Source organism: Georgenia sp. Z2081, assembly GCF_055326445.1.
On record NZ_JBUZNK010000003.1, the window covers coordinates 147,444 to 163,587 of the forward strand.

At 73.2% G+C, this 16,144-nt stretch carries 13 protein-coding genes; 5 read left to right on the top strand and 8 right to left on the bottom strand.

The genetic code is table 11. The features are described from left to right. Positions 1 to 11: 11 nt before the first annotated feature. Together ACZLKG_RS06525 and ACZLKG_RS06530 are read right to left on the bottom strand one after the other, a co-directional pair. Positions 12 to 1,139 (bottom strand): YbdK family carboxylate-amine ligase, encoded by a 1,128-nt coding sequence (locus ACZLKG_RS06525; protein WP_425708290.1) that lies wholly within the window; start codon positions 1,137 to 1,139, stop codon positions 12 to 14. Positions 1,140 to 1,193: 54 nt separating this feature from the next. Next, positions 1,194 to 2,471 (bottom strand): class I SAM-dependent methyltransferase, encoded by a 1,278-nt coding sequence (locus ACZLKG_RS06530; RefSeq protein WP_425708289.1) that lies wholly within the window; start codon positions 2,469 to 2,471, stop codon positions 1,194 to 1,196. A 237-nt stretch (positions 2,472 to 2,708) separates the two neighbouring features. Here ACZLKG_RS06530 and groES point away from each other — a divergent pair, with 237 nt between their 5' ends. Continuing rightward, positions 2,709 to 3,005, top strand: a complete 297-nt coding sequence (groES, locus tag ACZLKG_RS06535; RefSeq protein WP_425708288.1) for a co-chaperone GroES — start codon at positions 2,709 to 2,711, stop codon at positions 3,003 to 3,005. Positions 3,006 to 3,158: 153 nt separating this feature from the next. Here the strand turns inward: groES and ACZLKG_RS06540 are convergent, their stop codons facing one another. Further along, a complete protein-coding gene (locus tag ACZLKG_RS06540; RefSeq protein ID WP_425708287.1) occupies positions 3,159 to 3,461 on the bottom strand; it encodes a WhiB family transcriptional regulator in 303 nt (100 codons plus the stop codon). A gap of 219 nt (positions 3,462 to 3,680) precedes the next feature. Here ACZLKG_RS06540 and ACZLKG_RS06545 point away from each other — a divergent pair, with 219 nt between their 5' ends. Beyond that, complete coding sequence (locus ACZLKG_RS06545; RefSeq protein WP_425708286.1) at positions 3,681 to 4,886, top strand: MerR family transcriptional regulator; 1,206 nt, start codon at positions 3,681 to 3,683, stop codon at positions 4,884 to 4,886. A gap of 4 nt (positions 4,887 to 4,890) precedes the next feature. Continuing rightward, the gene (gene guaB / locus ACZLKG_RS06550) at positions 4,891 to 6,402 is read left to right on the top strand and encodes an IMP dehydrogenase (protein ID WP_425708285.1); all 1,512 of its coding nucleotides are present in this window, start codon (positions 4,891 to 4,893) and stop codon (positions 6,400 to 6,402) included. A gap of 96 nt (positions 6,403 to 6,498) precedes the next feature. Here guaB and ACZLKG_RS06555 read toward each other — a convergent pair whose 3' ends face one another. From ACZLKG_RS06555 to ACZLKG_RS06565, 3 genes are all read right to left on the bottom strand, one after another. Beyond that, on the bottom strand, positions 6,499 to 8,007 hold the full coding sequence (locus ACZLKG_RS06555) for an HNH endonuclease (protein WP_463648275.1): 1,509 nt from the start codon (positions 8,005 to 8,007) through the stop codon (positions 6,499 to 6,501). Between the two features lie 243 nt (positions 8,008 to 8,250). Further along, the gene (locus ACZLKG_RS06560) at positions 8,251 to 9,357 is read right to left on the bottom strand and encodes a DNA glycosylase AlkZ-like family protein (RefSeq protein ID WP_425708283.1); all 1,107 of its coding nucleotides are present in this window, start codon (positions 9,355 to 9,357) and stop codon (positions 8,251 to 8,253) included. 16 nt (positions 9,358 to 9,373) lie between these two features. Then, positions 9,374 to 10,090 carry an exonuclease domain-containing protein gene (locus tag ACZLKG_RS06565; RefSeq protein WP_425708282.1) on the bottom strand — a complete coding sequence of 239 codons (717 nt, stop codon included), beginning with the start codon at positions 10,088 to 10,090 and terminating at the stop codon, positions 9,374 to 9,376. A gap of 65 nt (positions 10,091 to 10,155) precedes the next feature. On the opposite strand from ACZLKG_RS06565, the gene ACZLKG_RS06570 reads away from it, so the two are divergent. Beyond that, on the top strand, positions 10,156 to 11,280 hold the full coding sequence (locus ACZLKG_RS06570; RefSeq protein ID WP_425708281.1) for a GuaB3 family IMP dehydrogenase-related protein: 1,125 nt from the start codon (positions 10,156 to 10,158) through the stop codon (positions 11,278 to 11,280). 97 nt (positions 11,281 to 11,377) lie between these two features. Next, on the top strand, positions 11,378 to 12,772 hold the full coding sequence (locus ACZLKG_RS06575) for a class II fumarate hydratase (protein WP_425708280.1): 1,395 nt from the start codon (positions 11,378 to 11,380) through the stop codon (positions 12,770 to 12,772). A 110-nt stretch (positions 12,773 to 12,882) separates the two neighbouring features. Here ACZLKG_RS06575 and ACZLKG_RS06580 read toward each other — a convergent pair whose 3' ends face one another. After that, a complete protein-coding gene (locus ACZLKG_RS06580; RefSeq protein ID WP_425708279.1) occupies positions 12,883 to 14,070 on the bottom strand; it encodes an acetate/propionate family kinase in 1,188 nt (395 codons plus the stop codon). Further along, positions 14,067 to 16,139 (bottom strand): phosphate acetyltransferase, encoded by a 2,073-nt coding sequence (pta, locus tag ACZLKG_RS06585; RefSeq protein ID WP_425708278.1) that lies wholly within the window; start codon positions 16,137 to 16,139, stop codon positions 14,067 to 14,069. The genes ACZLKG_RS06580 and pta overlap by 4 nt, the downstream gene beginning before the upstream one ends. Positions 16,140 to 16,144 lie beyond the last annotated feature (5 nt).

Sequence of the window (16,144 nt, forward strand, 5' to 3'; positions counted from 1 at the left end):
CGCCGGTGCCGTCAGCCCGCGGGGCGTCGCTCCTCGGTCAGCTCCCCGGCCAGGTGCAGGGGCACCGCTGCCCAGCCGTCCTGCTCCGCGGCCGCGAGCTGGCGCCGGTAGGAGGCCCCGGTGTCGAGGACGTGCTCCACGAGGGCGAGGTCGTCCGCGCAACCGAGCCGCTCCGCCGTCGGCGCGAGGTCGGCGACCAGACGTCGCACGGCCTCCGTGGCAGGGACCGAGCCGCCGTCGGTGTCGGTGACGAAGGTGGCGTCGAGCCCGAACCGAGCGGCGCGCCAGCGGTTCTCCGCGGTGAGCCAACGGGGGAGGGCGGGCAGCTCCTCCCCGGCGTCGAGGCGCGTCGAGGAGTCCTCGACGACGCACTGGTTGAGGGCGGTCAGCGCCGCGACCTCGGCGATCGTGGGCGGGGAGTCGCAGATCCGTGACTCGACGGTCCCGAGCTGGGTGGGGCGGGCGTCCCACCGGGTCTCGGTGCGGCGCGCGATGACGTCGGCGGCGAGCAGGTGTTCGACGATGCGCTCGTAGTCCGACCAGGTCGCCATCGAGTCCGGCAGCCCGGCGGTGGGCAGCTGCTGGAAGATCATCGTGCGGTTCGACGCGTAGCCGGTGCCCACCCCGCGCCAGGCGGGCGAGGAGGCCGACAGCGCGAGGATCGGACCGCTCGTCTGCAGGAGGGCACCGACCAGGGGGACCGCCTTGTGCCGGTCCTCGACGCCGACGTGCACGTGCAGTCCGTAGATGAGCATCTCGCGGCCCCACCAGGCGGTGCGGGCGATGAGCCGCTCGTAGCCCTCGGCCACGGGCTGGGCCTGCGGGTCGGCCGTGGCGTGGGCGCCTCCGCCGGACAGGACGAGGTCGCGTCGGCCGGCAGCCTCGACGAGCTCGTCGAGCACCTCGGCCAGCTCGGCGACCGCGGACGCGACGGTGGCGTGGACGCCGGTGACGATCTCGACGGTGCTGGCGAGCAGCTCGTGCGCCAGGCGGGGGTGCGGGGTGCCGGCCGCGGAGCGGAGGTCGTCGATGAGCGCGGGCCCCTCGTCGCGGGGCTCGCCGGTGGCCGCGTCGAGCACCTGGAGCTCCCACTCGACGCCGAGCGACGAGCGCTCCGAGGATCCGAACTCGACGGGCACGGCGCCATTGTGCACCGCGGGCCCCGGCATGAGACCGCGGCGACGCGCTCGGTCTCAGCCCTTGTCGCCGTGCTCGTGCGTCGGCTCGACGCTCGTCGCGTCCACCGGCTCGACGCTCGTCTCCGGCACCGGCTCGACGAGCAGGGCCACGTGCCGCCCCTCGGCGCGGGTGAGCACGAGCGTCGCCCGGTTCGGTCCCCTCAGCCGCAGCCGGCGGCGCACGTCCTCGACCTTCACGCCCGAGCCGCGCTGCTTGATCGTCAGGTCCCCGATCTCGCGAGCGGCGACGGCCCTGGCCAGGCCCTTGGCCCCCGCGTCGACCTGCTCGAGGATGCGGTAGGAGCGGGCGAACGGGGAGGCCGCCGGGGCGTCCGAGGTGAGGTAGGCGATCCGGGGCGAGACCACACCGGCGCCGAGAAGTCGGGCGAGGTCGGCGACGAGCCCCGCACGGATGACGGCGCCGTCGGGCTCGTGGAGGAAGGCGCCCAGCGGTGCCACCGGTGCGTCGTCGTGGGGTGCCGACGGGGGGAGCGGGCCACCACCCTCGGGCGCGAGCAGGTGCGGCTCCTCGCCGAGCAGGACGAGGGCGGAGCGGCCGGCTCCCTCCGGCGCGGCGTCGCCGAACCAGAGCGCGGCCTCGACCACCTCGCGGTCGACCGAGACCCACTGGGCATGCGCGTCGTCCGGGATCCGGTCGAGCTCGATGCCCGGCGCCACCTTGATCCCCGCCGCACGTACCGAGCGGGCTCGGGCGACGACGTCGGCCAGCGGCGGGCTCCAGCTCTCGGGTTCGGTCAGGCGCCGGCCCGCGGCGTCGCGGCGTGCCGGGTCGGCCCACAGGGCGTCGGCACCGAGGTCGGTCAGGTCGACGTCGAGGGCATCTGCCTCGCGCACCTCGGCGCCGTCGAAGGGCTCGAGGTTCGCGCGGGCGAACGCGGCGGTGACCGGGTCCTGCTCGACGGCGACCACCCCGGTGCCCAGACCGGCGATCGCGAGCGAGTCCAGGCCGAGGCCGCAGCCGAGGTCGGCGACCCGGGTGACGCTCGCCCGGCGGAACCGGTGCGCGTGATGTGCGGCGACGACGGTGCGCGTGGCCTGCTCGAGCCCGGCGCGCGTGAGGAGCAGCAGGTCCGCGACCGGGCCGAGACGGTCCGCGGCCTCGGCGCGCAGGGCGAGCTGGGTGAGGGCGGCGGAGGCGAGGTCGGGCGCCATCCCGTGGGCGCGCAGCCGAGCGTTCATGTGCTCGGCCGTCGCGGGCGAGTACGGGGGCAACGCGGCAAGCATCGCGCGGCCCTCGGTCGAGGCGAGAGTGCGCGCGGTGTCGAGCTCCATCCGGCCATCGTCGCAGAGCGGGGGGCGCAGGGCGGCAGGGTGGCGGACGCAGGTGCCGGGGCCTCCTCGTCCGCGGCGCGACATCCACGATCTGGCACTCTGATTGCGCGAGTGCTAATCGGCGACCTAGTCTTGACCCCGACGGACTCACCACGCGCCCGACCCCCGCGACGGCGGGAGCGAGGCTGAGGACGACAGTCAGAGATCCACTCCATACGTAGGAAGGGGAGGTCCGCAGTGTCGGTCTCCATCAAGCCGCTCGAGGACCGCGTGGTCGTCCAGACCCTCGAGGCCGAGCAGACCACCGCGTCCGGTCTCGTCATCCCGGACACCGCCAAGGAGAAGCCCCAGGAGGGCACCGTCGTGGCGGTCGGCCCGGGTCGCGTCGACGACAACGGCAACCGCGTCCCGCTCGACGTCGCTGTCGGCGACGTCGTCCTGTACTCCAAGTACGGCGGCACCGAGGTCAAGTACTCGGGCGAGGACTACCTCGTCCTGGCGGCCCGCGACCTGCTCGCCGTCGTCGAGCGCTGACCCGCTCGGCCCAGTCACGCGAGAGGGCCCCTGCGACCACGTCGGTCGCAGGGGCCCTCTCGTGCGTCCAGGTGCACCGGTGATGCCCGATCCGATCAGACGGCCCGGTCGGCCCGAGGGCCCGGGGCGGACGCTCGACCGCGGGCGGGCGGGTCAGCCGGCCTGCGGGCTCGTTCGTCGTCGGTCCTGGCGGTAGGTCGCCGCACGCTCGTCCTCGCTCAGGCCGCCCCACACGCCGTAGGGCTCGCGCACCGTCAGCGCGTGCTCCCGGCACTGCTCGAGGACCGGGCAGCCGGCGCAGATCGCCTTCGCCGCGTCGTCACGACGACGACGCACCCCGCCTCGCTCGCCCTCCGGGTGGAAGAACTGCTCGGGGTCGACCTCTCGGCAGGTCCCGTGGATCTGCCAGCTCCATACGTCGAGCAGCGGTCCGGGCAGTCGGGACAGCTCGGCCATGGGGCCTCCTCAGATCGGATGAGCAGGGGCCCGGCCGGACGACCGTCCGAGCACCATTCATCAACAGGTTATTACTTGCGCGAAAGTTGGGCAAGGGGGTGCGTGGCGGCACATGGCGCCGGGTCCCGCTGTGGCGTGCATGTTGCGCATGCACCGGAAATGCATAGGTTGGTGTCTCGCCCGTGTTGCCCGCACGGACCGTCGGACGGAGGATGGAGCATGGCCGCACGCCCCGAAGCTGCCCGCGCCTCGCGCCGCGGCACGACGGCGGACCGGGAACCCCCTGCGCAGGAGTCGGTCCACGAGGCTGAACTGGCCGGCGCGGTCGAGAGTCTCGACGGCGCCTACATCGACGAGAGTCGCCCGCTCGACCCGTCCGGAGCTCGACCCCCCGGCGATCGCGGGTCGAGCAGGTCGGCCCGCCGTGCGAACGCCGAGGACGGAGACGGAGATCCGGATCGGGACGAGAGATCTGTTCATGGGACAGACCTCGACCGGGATGCCGTTATCGCTTCGCGCTCGGCGGACGGTGCTGCGGCGGGCGTCGTCGCCGAAGCGCCCCTCACGGTCGGCGCGCTCGCTGAGCGGCTCGGCATCGCCACGTCGACGCTGCGCAGCTGGGACCGTCGCTACGGGCTCGGTCCGAGCGACCACCGCGCCGGCGACCGCCGCCGGTACGGCCCCGCCGACGTCGTCCGTCTCGAGCGGATGCGCGCACTCACGCTCTCCGGCGTCAGTCCCTCCGACGCGGCGCGGGCCGTCACGCAGACGCCGACGGGCTACGGGGCAGGGATGCCGGTCGCCGTGACCGCCACCAGTCTCGACGTGCAGTCGCTCGCCGCGGCGGCCGCCGCCGGGGACCGGAACGACGTCCGGCTCGCCGTGTCCCGGCACGTCGAGGCCCATGGCTGGACGGCCACCTGGCAGCGCCTGCTCTCGCCGACCTGCGACCTGCTCGCCGTCGGGGCGGAGCCCCAGGCACCGGGCAGCGACGGCATCACCGTGCTCACCGGCTGCGCGCTCGAGGTCGTCCGCACGACCGTCCTCGCCCACGGTGTGACGGAGCCCGTCCGCGTGGCCGTCCATACGACCCCGAAGCACGTCCTCGCCGCCCACGTCCTCGCCGGCGCCCTCGCCGAGCGCGGTGTTCTCACGCTCCTGCGGCGGGTCGGCCGCAGCCGGGTGCCGGACGAGGCGCTGTCCGACATCGTCGACCGGACGCCCGACGTCGGGGTGGTGGTGGGGTTCGGACGTGCCGCGAGCGTGCGGGCGCTCGCCGCGTCCGGGCGCGAGCGGCGACCCGAGGTCGTCCTCGTCGGCCCCGGGCTCCCGAGGCGCGTCCCGTCCGAGGCGATCCTGGCCTCCGACCTGCCGTCTGCGGTGTCCACGGTCACTGCGCTTCTCGAGGGCGCGGATCTAGCATGACGGGATGACGGAGACCCCCGCACACGACCCGTTCGCGCTGGTCGGACTGACGTATGACGATGTGCTCCTCCTGCCTGGGGCGACGGACGTCATCCCCTCCGAGGTGAGCACCGCTGCGCGGCTCACGCGCGAGATCGAGCTGCAGGTCCCGCTGGTCAGCGCGGCGATGGACACCGTGACCGAGGCGCGCATGGCGATCGCGATGGCGCGCCAGGGCGGACTCGGGATCCTGCACCGCAACCTCTCGATCGAGGACCAGGCGCAGCAGGTCACCGTGGTCAAGCGGTCGGAGTCGGGGATGATCACGGACCCCGTGACGATCGGCCCCGACGCGACGCTCGCCGAGCTCGACGAGCTGTGCGCCCAGTACCGGATCTCCGGTCTGCCCGTCGTCGACAGCGACGACGTGCTGCTGGGCATCATCACGAACCGCGACCTGCGTTTCGTCCCCACCGACTCCATGGGGGAGCGCACCGTGCGCTCGGCGATGACCTCGATGCCCCTGGTGACCGGTCCGGTCGGGATCAGCAACGAGGACGCCGCGGAGCTGCTCGCCGCCCACAAGATCGAGAAGCTCCCGCTCGTGGACGACGCCGGGCGCCTCCGCGGCCTCATCACGGTCAAGGACTTCGTCAAGTCGGAGCAGTACCCGCAGGCCACGAAGGACGCGGACGGCCGCCTCCGGGTGGGCGCGGCCATCGGCTACTGGGGTGACGCCTGGGAGCGGGCGACGGCGCTCGCCGAGGCCGGCGTCGACATCCTCGTGGCGGACACGGCCAACGGCGAGGCGCGACTCCTGCTCGACATGGTGCGCAAGCTGAAGAAGGACCCGGCCTTCGCGCACGTGCAGGTGATCGGCGGCAACGTGGCGACCCGCGAGGGCGCGCAGGCTCTCGTCGACGCCGGCGTCGACGCGGTCAAGGTCGGGGTCGGGCCGGGCTCGATCTGCACCACCCGCGTGGTGGCGGGCGTCGGCGTCCCGCAGGTCACCGCCATCCACATGGCGGCCCAGGTCTGCGGCCCGGCGGGCGTCCCCGTGATCGGGGACGGTGGGCTGCAGCACTCGGGCGACATCGCCAAGGCCCTCGTCGCGGGCGCCGACACGGTGATGCTCGGGTCGCTGCTGGCCGGGTGCGAGGAGTCCCCCGGCGACCTCGTGTTCGTCAACGGCAAGCAGTACAAGCACTACCGCGGGATGGGCTCGCTCGGCGCGATGGCCTCTCGCGGACGCGTCTCGTACTCGAAGGACCGCTACTTCCAGGCGGACGTCAGCACGGACGACAAGATCGTGCCCGAGGGGATCGAGGGCCAGGTCCCCTACCGCGGCCCGCTGTCCGCGGTCGCGCACCAGCTCGTCGGGGGCCTGCACCAGTCGATGTTCTACGTCGGGGCGCGGACCACCGGCGAGCTGAAGGAGCGCGGGAGGTTCATCCGCATCACGCCCGCGGGTCTCAAGGAGTCGCACCCCCACGACGTGCGGATGATCGCCGAGGCGCCGAACTACACCGCGCGCTGACCGGTTCGAGGCAGGGCTCGCGGGCGTGCGGTGCGCACGCGCGGACCGCGCGTAGGCAGTCGGTCGCGGCGCGCGCACCGGGTGGCCATCCGGCCCTCACTCCAGAAGGTGGTCGAGGTCTGGTGGTTCCGGATCTGGTGCCCGCCGATCCGGCTCGGGAGCCTTCCCGGGCGGAAGGCTGTTCCGCGACGCTGACCCTCGTGGCTCCGGTTCTGGCTGCGGCTCAGGCCCCGGCTCCGGTCGTCGGGTTCGCTCCTCGACGCGTCTCTTGAGCGCCTCGTAGCGCTCGCGGGTCATCTCCGGCGGCGGGGTCGGTCTCCGGTACGGGAACGGTGATCTCGGCGTCCGGTACCGGTGCCCGGTGGGGGTGCGGACCTCGAGCCCCTCGCCACCGGACGCGAGCTCGTGGCGCCACCCCGGGTTGTTCTTCACGTAGTTGTGGGTCTCGCACAGTCCCGACGCGTTGTCCGCGCTGGTCGCGCCGCCCTCCGCGTACGGCGTGGCGTGGTCGACGTGCCTGATCCCGCCGCTGCAGAACGGTCCGGTGCACGCGTCGTCGCGCAGGAGGATCAGCCGCCGGAGCTGCCCGCCGAACACCCGCGCACGGGACTCCATCGACACCACACCGCCCGTGGCGGGATCCGTCCACAGCCGCCGGAACCAGACCTTGGTCGCCTCGCGGAGCTGGTCCCGGACCACCGACGCGGCCACCGGGCCGTGACCGGGCAGCCAGGCCGGCTCGTTGCCACCGGCGAGCGTACGGTCGGTCATGACGATGGTCAGATCGACGTCCCGCGGCTCGGTCGCGCAGGTGCCTGTCACGTGCTCGACCAGGAGGTCGGCGGCGATCTGTCCAGGGGTGCGCCCTCGGGCGTTCCCGGAATTGACGATGCCTCCGGCCTGCGTGAGCAGGGAGGCGTGCACCCGTACCGCCTCGGTCATCGGCAGCAGCGCCGAGACGTAGGCCATCGACCCGGTTGCCGGCCGCACGCTGACATGACGCTGCCGCTTCTCCCGGAGACGCCGGAGCTCGGCGGCCCCCTCGTCGCGCTCGAAGGCGGCCTTGCGCGCGTGGTTACGCACCTGCCGGTCGCCCCAGGTCGGGAGGTCCGGCGCGAGCATCGCGTCGACCTCGCGGCGTTGCTCGACCGAGAGGCCGACGGTCTCCTGCGCGAGGATCGTGGCGCGCCACTCGGACACGAGCCCCTGACTCATCAGCGTGAGGGTCCGGGGCAGCTCGTGGACGAGGGTCTTGGCGAGCCCGAGGTGCCGGTCGCCCTTCGTGGGGGCCTCCTTGCGTGCCAGCGCGACCTCCGCCATCAGGCCCCTGGCGCGCTGACCGGCGGGGACACCGCGATCGGCCTCGTCCTCGGCGCGCATCCGGGCGAGATCGGCCGTGGCCATCGCCTGGCCCGCAGCTGCGACCGCCTTGAGCTCCTCGAGGAACTGGATCTGGTCGACCGCGTCGGCCTCGGAGGCGCGTTCGAGGCGGGGGATCGCCTCCCGCAGGGCTTGAAGCTTGTCCAGCGTCAGAACCGGGGGTGCGACGTCGGTCTCCTGCGTCGTCATCATCGCCCCCTCCGCGTCGTCGTCGACCTCGACCATGCGTGCGTTATATCGACCACGCTAGTCGGCACCACTGACACCGGCGGGGGACCGTCTGGAGCCTGTGGACAGGTGTGACCTGGGAAGACATGTGGAAACGTCGTCGCGGGTGAGCGGGTGAGCGGGTGAGCGGGTGAGCGGGTGAGCGGGTGAGCGGGTGAGCGGGTGAGCGGGTGAGCGGGTGAGCGGCTGAGCGGCTGGGCGGCAGGGCTGCCGTCCCGCCGGGGTCCGCCACCACGTCGGTCAGCCGTCGGCGAGCGCGAGCTCCCTGCCGCGCACGACGCCGACCCGCGCCAGCTCGCTCTCGAGCTCGCGCCGCGTCGCCGCGTCGGCGCCGCCGAACCAGGCCACGGACACCTCGCTCCCGCGCGTCCGCCAGGTTCCGACCACGACCCCGCCGCGCACGACGAGGTCGGAACCTCGCGAGACCTCGGCGCGGTGGTGCGGCGGGACGATCCGGTCGTCGGCGGTCCCGGGGCCGAGTACCCACGGGTCGTGACCGGGCAGCAGCCGAACGACGTCCGACGCCCGGGCGCCGAGGATCGCCTCGAGGTCCGCCCCGAGCGCCCAGGCGTCCCGGCCGTCGACGCCGACGCGGACGGCGTCCGCCGACCGGAGCCAGTCGAGGACCCGACGCCTCGGGGCGCTGAGCCCCTCGCCGAGCCAGTACAGGAGGTTCGCCTCGGTCGCGGGTGCGTAGGCGGCGAGATAGAGGACGACGGCGGCGACGCCCGCCTCGTCGGTCGCCTGCTCGATACGACCCGGATCGCGTCCGGGCGCGAGCCGGAATGTCGACCGCCCGTCCCGAGGGGGTCCGAAGACGATGTCGCCCCACCAGTGCAGCGGCTTGTAGAGCGCGTCCGCACCGAGACCGCCTGCGGCCCGTGCCAGGTGCGCGAGCGACGGGCTGCGACCGAGATGTGCCGCGATCTCCTCGCGGGTCGCCGGCCCAGCGGTGAGCAGCTCGCCCACCGCGGCGCGCAGGTCGCCCCAGTCGTCGAGCTCGAAGCTCGCCTGACGCTGGTACCGCGGGGTCTCCCACACCCGGGTCGTGCGGCGCACGGTCAGCAGGGTCCGCGCCGTGCGGGCCTCCATCACGTACGAGCCGCCGCGGAACGCGTAGGCCAGCACGAGGTCGTCACCGCCCAGGGTCTGCTCCAGCGCGCCGGCGGCTGGAACGGAGGACCGCGCCCCCACCGAGAGCTCCGCGCGCTCCGCCGGCCACCCGCGCAGCGCCACGACGCGACGCACGACATCGACCGGGTCGGACGCGCCCGCGTCGCCGAGGCCGTGCCGGTCCAGCCGCCACGCGAGAGCGCGGCGGCCGTCGAGCTCGACGGTGCGACTCATGGCCGTCGCTCGTGACCTATGCCGTCGGCTCGACCGGCCATGCCCGTGAGACGTGCGCGTCGGCACGTCCCTTGCCGCGCAGGAACTCCTCGAAGCTCTCCGCCCACTCGGCGTGCCACGTGGCCTGCGCCCGGTGGAGGTCGGCCGAGGGCAGGTCCGCGACCTTCGGGTGCTTCGCCGCCAGGGCCGTCAGGACGGCGAGCGTGTGCGCCACGTCGCCGTCGGCGGTGTGCGCGGCATCGTTCGCCGCGACCCCGTACGCCTCGCCCATCGCCTCGAGAGTCTTCTTCCCCTTCCGGAACCGCTCGACCTTCCGGTCCACGACGAGCGGGTCGACGACGGGGGAGACCTCCCGCCCGAGCCGCTCCTCGAGAGTGGCGAGGCCGTGCCGGGCGAGCTCGGCGCGCAGGATCGTCAGGTCGTACGTCGCGTTGAACGCGACGAGGACTGCGCCGGACGCGAGGGCGCCCGCGACGACCTGGGCCACCTCCTCGAGCGCCTCCTCCGGGGGCGCCCCGTGCTCGCGCGCGTAGGCCGTCGTGATGCCGTGGACCGCGGTCGCGGCCTCGGGGATCTCCACGCCGGGGTCGATCAGCCACGTGCGCGAGCTGCCGATCGTGCCGTCGGCCTCCCGCACGACGAGCGCCGCCGTCACCACGCGGTCGTTCCCGACGTCGATCCCCGTGGTCTCGGTGTCGAACCCGAGCCACACGTCCTGCGTCCATCCGGTCATCCGTCCTCCTGACGTCTGGGCCACTGTCGCAGAGCCCACCGACGTCGTGCAGGTAGCCTCCACACGTGAGCATCGAGATCGAGATCGGACGTGGCAAGCGCGGCCGCCGCGCATACTCCTTCGACGACGTCGCCGTCGTGCCCTCCCGACGCACGCGCGACCCGGAGGACGTGTCGATCGCCTGGCAGATCGACGCCTACCACGTGGACATCCCCGTGCTCGCGGCGCCGATGGACTCGGTGATGTCGCCGGCCACGGCCGTCGCCCTGGGCCGGCACGGCGGCATCGGGGTCCTCGACCTCGAGGGCCTGTGGACACGCTACGAGGACCCGGAACCGCTCTACGCGGAGATCGCCGGGCTCGACGCCGACGCCGCGATCAACCGGATGAAGGAGATCTACGACGAGCCGATCAAGGCCGAGCTCATCACGGCCCGCCTCAAGGAGATCCGGGCGAGCGGTGTGACGGTCGCCGGCTCGTTGTCCCCGCAGCGCACCCAGGAGCACTGGCGCACGGTCGTGCAGGCCGGCGTCGACCTGTTCGTCATCCGGGGCACCACCGTGTCCGCCGAGCACGTGTCGTCGGCGGCCGAGCCGCTCAACCTCAAGCGTTTCATCTACGAGCTGGACGTCCCCGTGCTCGTCGGAGGCGCGGCCACCTACACGGCCGCCCTGCACCTCATGCGCACCGGCGCGGCCGGCGTGCTCGTCGGCTTTGGCGGCGGCGCCGCCTCCACGACGCGTCAGACCCTCGGCATCCACGTGCCGATGGCCTCGGCGATCGCCGACGTCGCCGCCGCCCGTCGCGACTACCTCGACGAGTCGGGCGGCAGGTACGTCCACGTCGTCGCCGACGGCGGGGTCGGGCACGCCGGCAACCTCGTCAAGGCCGTGGCCTGCGGTGCGGACGCCGTGATGCTGGGGGCCGCGCTCGCCCGCGCCGAGGAGGCGCCCGGCCGGGGCTGGCACTGGGGGTCCGAGGCCCACCACCCGCAGCTGCCGCGGGGCGCGCGCGTCCAGGTCGGCACTGCGGGGACGCTCGAGGAGATCCTGCACGGGCCCTCCGACCGCGCGGACGGCACCGTGAACCTCATGGGTGCGCTGCGGCGTGCGATGGCGACGACGGGCTACTCCGACGTCAAGGAGTTCCAGCGGGTCGAGGTCGTCGTCTCGCCGTACCAGGCGTCCTGAGCCGGGCGGCGCACCCGGTGCCGCTGCCGGTGGGACACTGTGCGCGGCGGGCGCGCGGTCGCGCCCGTGACCGGCGCAGCGAGAGGAAGACGACGACGTGACTGAGTTCCGGATCGAGCACGACACCATGGGCGAGGTGCGCGTCCCGGCGGACGCCCTGTACGCCGCGCAGACGCAGCGGGCCGTGGAGAACTTCCCGATCTCGGGCAAGACCCTCACTCCGCAGCATATCCACGCCATCGGGCAGATCAAGCGTGCGGCGGCCATCGCCAACGCGGAGCTCGGCGTCATCGACAAGGACGTCTCCGCCGCGATCGTGGCGGCCGCCGAGCAGGTCGTCGCGGGGGACCACGACGGCGAGTTCCCGATCGACGTCTTCCAGACCGGCTCCGGCACGAGCTCGAACATGAACACCAACGAGGTCATCGCCACGATCGCCTCGCGCGACTCGGGCCTCGCGGTGCACCCGAACGACCACGTCAACGCGTCCCAGTCGTCGAACGACACCTTCCCGTCCGCGATCCACATCGCCGCCGTCGGGCTCGCGACCACCGGGCTCATCCCGAACCTCACCGTCCTGGCCGAGTCCCTCGAGCGCAAGGCGAGCGAGTTCGCCGACGTCGTGAAGTCGGGCCGCACCCACCTCATGGACGCCACCCCGATCACCCTCGGGCAGGAGTTCTCCGGCTACGCCCAGCAGATCCGCAACGGCATCTCCCGCATCGAGGCGACCCTGCCGCGGCTGGCCGAGCTCCCCCTCGGCGGCACCGCCGTCGGGACCGGCATCAACACCCCCGAGGGGTTCGCGCCCCGCGTCATCTCCCTCATCGCGGAGAACACCGGGCTGCCGCTGACCGAGGCGCCGAACCACTTCGAGGCGCAGGCCGCGCTCGATTCCGCGGTGGAGACCTCCGGCGCCCTGCGCGCGACCGCCGTCTCCCTGACGAAGATCGCCAACGACATCCGCTGGGGCGGCTCCGGGCCCCGCACCGGCCTGGGCGAGCTGCGCCTGCCCGACCTGCAGCCCGGCTCCTCGATCATGCCCGGCAAGGTCAACCCGGTGCTGCCGGAGGCGGCCGTCATGGTCGCCGCCCAGGTCATCGGCAACGACGCGGCCATCGCCTTCGCCGGTGCGCAGGGCAACTTCGACCTGCTCGTCATGCTGCCGGTGATGGCGCAGAACCTGCTCGAGTCGATGACGATCCTCGGCAACGTCTCGCGCGTGCTCGCCGAGCGCTGCATCGACGGGCTCGAGGCCGACGAGGAGCGCTGCCTGCGGCTGGCCGAGTCCTCGCCGTCGATCGTCACCCCGCTCAACCGGGTCATCGGCTACGAGGCGGCGGCGAAGATCGCCAAGCACTCGGTCGCGGCGGACCTGACGATCCGCGAGGCGACCCGCGACCTCGGCTACGTCGAGCGCGGCGAGATCACCGAGACCCAGCTCGACGAGCTCCTCGACGTCCGCACGATGACGGGCCCGAACCAGGCCTGAGCCTCCGTCCGGGCCGCGCTGGACCCGACACCCTCGAGATGGACCTCTGCACGGTCCATCTCGAGGGCCTCTGGTCCAGCTCGGCGCGGGGCTGCCGTCGACGGCGTCGGTCAGGCGCCGCTGACCTCGATCGTCTGCCGAGCGATCGCCAGCTCCTCGTTCGTCGGCACCACCAGCACCGTCACGGCCGAGCCCGGCGTCGAGATCACCCGCGGCTCGCCCGAGCGCGCGGTGTTCGCGTCGTCGTCGAGCTCGATCCCGAGGAAGGCCAGGGGAGCGAGGACCTCGGCCCTGATGAGGGCGTCGTTCTCGCCCACGCCGGCGGTGAACGTCACCGCGTCGAGCCCGCCCATGACGGCCGCGTACGCGCCGATGTACTTGCGCAGCCGGTGCGCGTAGACGTCGAGGGCGAGCCGGGCGTCGGCGTCGCCGGCTCCGGCCAGCTCGCGGACCTCACGCATGTCGTTGTGCCCGGTCATGCCCTTGAGGCCGGACCGCTTGTTGAACAGGTCGTCGATCTCGGCCACGTCGAGCCCGCCGACCCGGTGCAGGTGGAAGGCGACCGCCGGGTCGATGTCCCCGGTGCGGGTCCCCATGACCAGGCCCTCCAGCGGCGTGAGTCCCATCGACGTGTCCACCGCTCGTCCGGCGCGGACCGCCGACGCCGACGCCCCGTTGCCCAGGTGCAGGACGATCTGGCGCAGGTCGTCGCGCCCGAGGCGCTCGCTCACGGCCCTTGATACGAGCTCGTGCGAGGTCCCGTGCGCCCCGTAGCGCTTGACCGCGTACCGCTCGGCGGTGGTCCGCTCGAGCGCGTAGGTGGCTGCGGCCGCCGGCAGGTCGGCGAAGAACGCGGTGTCGAAGACGGCCACGTGCGGGACGTCCGGCACGAGCTCGCGCGCCACCCTGATGCCGGCGACGTTGCCGGGGTTGTGCAGCGGGGCGAGCGGGGAGAGCGCGTCGATGCGCTCCACGGCGTCGTCGTCGAGCTCGACCGGGCCGGAGAACTCCGCGCCGCCCTGGACGACCCGGTGGCCCACCGCGCGGATCCCGGCGTCGGCGAGGACCGGCCCGAGCTCGTCGAACGCCTCCAGCACCGCCGCGAGCCCGGCGGTGTGGTCCGGCACGGGCAGGTCCCGTTCGGTGGTCCCGTCCCCGGTCGTGTGCCGCAGGTGCCCGGAGACCTCGCCGATCCGCTCGAGCAGGCCGGAGGCGACGACGTCCGCGGTGTCGGGGTCGACCAGCTGGTACTTGATCGACGACGATCCCGAGTTGACGACGAGGACGGTGCCGCTCATGCGTTCTCCTTCTGCGCCTGGGCCTGGACGGCCGTGATGGCGACGGTGTTGACGATGTCTCCGACCAGTGCCCCGCGGGAGAGGTCGTTGACCGGCTTGCGCAGGCCCTGCAGGACCGGGCCCACGGCGACGGCCCCGGCCGAGCGCTGGACCGCCTTGTACGTGTTGTTGCCCGTGTTGAGGTCGGGGAAGATGAAGACCGTCGCCCGGCCCGCGACCTCGCTGCCGGGCAGCTTCTTCGAGGCCACGGAGGCGTCGACGGCGGCGTCGTACTGGATGGGGCCCTCGACGACGAGCTCGGCGGCCCGCTCCCGCACCGTGTCCGTCGCCGAGCGCACCTTCTCCACCTCGGCGCCGGCGCCGGACGCGCCGGTGGAGTAGGAGAGCATCGCGATGCGCGGGTCGACGCCGAACTGCGCTGCGGTGTCCGCCGAGCTGATGGCGATGTCGGCGAGCTGGTCCGCCGTCGGGTCCGGGTTGACGGCGCAGTCGCCGTAGACGAGGACGCGGTCCGCGAGGCACATGAAGAACACCGAGCTGACGATCGAGACGCCCGGCCGGGTCTTGATGATCTCGAACGACGGCTTGATCGTGTGGGCGGTGGTGTGCGCGGCGCCGGAGACCATCCCGCCCGCGAGCCCGAGGTGGACCATGAGCGTGCCGAAGTAGGAGACGTCGGTGATGACCTCGCGCGCCCGCTCCAGCGTCATGCCCTTGTGCTCGCGCAGCCGGGCGTACTCGGCGGCGAACTCCTCCACGTGCTCCGAGGTGGCCGGGTCGACGACGCGCGCGGCGTCGATGTCGAGGCCGAGCTCGGCGGCCCGCGCCCGTACCTCCGACTCCTTGCCGAGGATCGTCAGGTCCGCGACCTGGCGGGAGAGCACCGTCGACGCCGCGCGGAGGATCCGGTCGTCGTCACCCTCGGGGAGCACGATGTGCTGCCGGTCGGACCGCGCGCGGTCGAGCAGGGTCGCCTCGAACATCAGCGGCGTGACGACCTCGCTGGCCGGGACGTCGATGAGCCCGAGCAGCCGGTCGGCGTCGAGGTTCTGCTCGACGACGCCGAGCGCGAGGTCCCTCTTGCGCTGGGTGTGGCGGGACATCACGCCGCGCGTGCCGGAGACCTTGAGCGCCGTCTCGAACGTGTCGTCCTCGGTCGTGATGACGGGGAGCCGGTCGACGAGGCCCGACATGAGCTGCCGTAGCTGCTCGCTGGGCAGGTGACCGCCGTTGAGCACGAGCCCGGACAGCGAGGGGAAGCCGTCGGCCGCGTGGGAGGCGATGACGGCGAGGACGGCATCGACCCGGTCCGCGGGCGCGATGACGAGCGTGCCCTCGCGCAGCCGTTCGATGATGTGCTCGGCGTTCATCCCGGTGACGAGGATGTGCTCGGCCTCGCGGGAGAGCAGGTCGGGCTCGCCCATGTACAGGCGTCCCCCGAGGGCCTCGCGGACCTCGTCGACGGTCGGCGCCGACAGCACGGGGATCTCGGGCAGGACGCCGGTGTCCAGGGGCTCGTCCTTCAACGCTGCGCGGACCTCCTCGACCCGGTCGGCCTCGCACCGGTTGACGACCACGCCGACCGTGGTCGCGTGCCCCTGGGTGATCTCGTTGGTGCCCACGCCGACGACCTGGCGGATCTCGTCGACGCTGCGCCCGAGACCGCGGACCACCAGGAGCACGGGCGCCCCGAGGTTCGCCGCGATCCGCGCGTTGGACGCGAGCTCGGTCGGCGTCGTCACGTCCGTGTAGTCCGAGCCCACGACCACGACGACGTCGGTCTGCCGGGCCACCGCCCGGTAGCGCTCGACGATGGTCGTCAGCGCCGCCTCCTCGTCGGCGAACCACTCGTCGTAGGTCACGCCCAGGCACTCGTCGAACCCGAGGTCGACGGCGTCGTGCTCGAGCAGGAGCTCGAGGACGGGGTCGCGCTCCTCGCGGGACTCCACGAGCGGCCGGAAGACGCCGACCCGGGACGCGCGCCGGGCGAGCTGGTCGACCACGCCGAGCGCGACCAGTGACTTTCCCGTGAACCCCTCGATCGAGGCGATGTACAGGCTCTGGGTCATGCTCC

Bases quoted from the DNA above. Each gene is read 5' to 3' on its own strand.
- ACZLKG_RS06580 (WP_425708279.1), bottom strand. From the start codon at position 14,070: ATGAGCGGCACCGTCCTCGTCGTCAACTCGGGATCGTCGTCGATCAAG.
- ACZLKG_RS06565 (WP_425708282.1), bottom strand. From the start codon at position 10,090: ATGACCGGATGGACGCAGGACGTGTGGCTCGGGTTCGACACCGAGACC.
- pta (WP_425708278.1), bottom strand. From the start codon at position 16,139: ATGACCCAGAGCCTGTACATCGCCTCGATCGAGGGGTTCACGGGAAAG.
- ACZLKG_RS06540 (WP_425708287.1), bottom strand. From the start codon at position 3,461: ATGGCCGAGCTGTCCCGACTGCCCGGACCGCTGCTCGACGTATGGAGC.
- ACZLKG_RS06555 (WP_463648275.1), bottom strand. From the start codon at position 8,007: ATGGTCGAGGTCGACGACGACGCGGAGGGGGCGATGATGACGACGCAG.
- ACZLKG_RS06530 (WP_425708289.1), bottom strand. From the start codon at position 2,471: ATGGAGCTCGACACCGCGCGCACTCTCGCCTCGACCGAGGGCCGCGCG.
- guaB (WP_425708285.1), top strand. From the start codon at position 4,891: ATGACGGAGACCCCCGCACACGACCCGTTCGCGCTGGTCGGACTGACG.
- ACZLKG_RS06560 (WP_425708283.1), bottom strand. From the start codon at position 9,357: ATGAGTCGCACCGTCGAGCTCGACGGCCGCCGCGCTCTCGCGTGGCGG.
- ACZLKG_RS06545 (WP_425708286.1), top strand. From the start codon at position 3,681: ATGGCCGCACGCCCCGAAGCTGCCCGCGCCTCGCGCCGCGGCACGACG.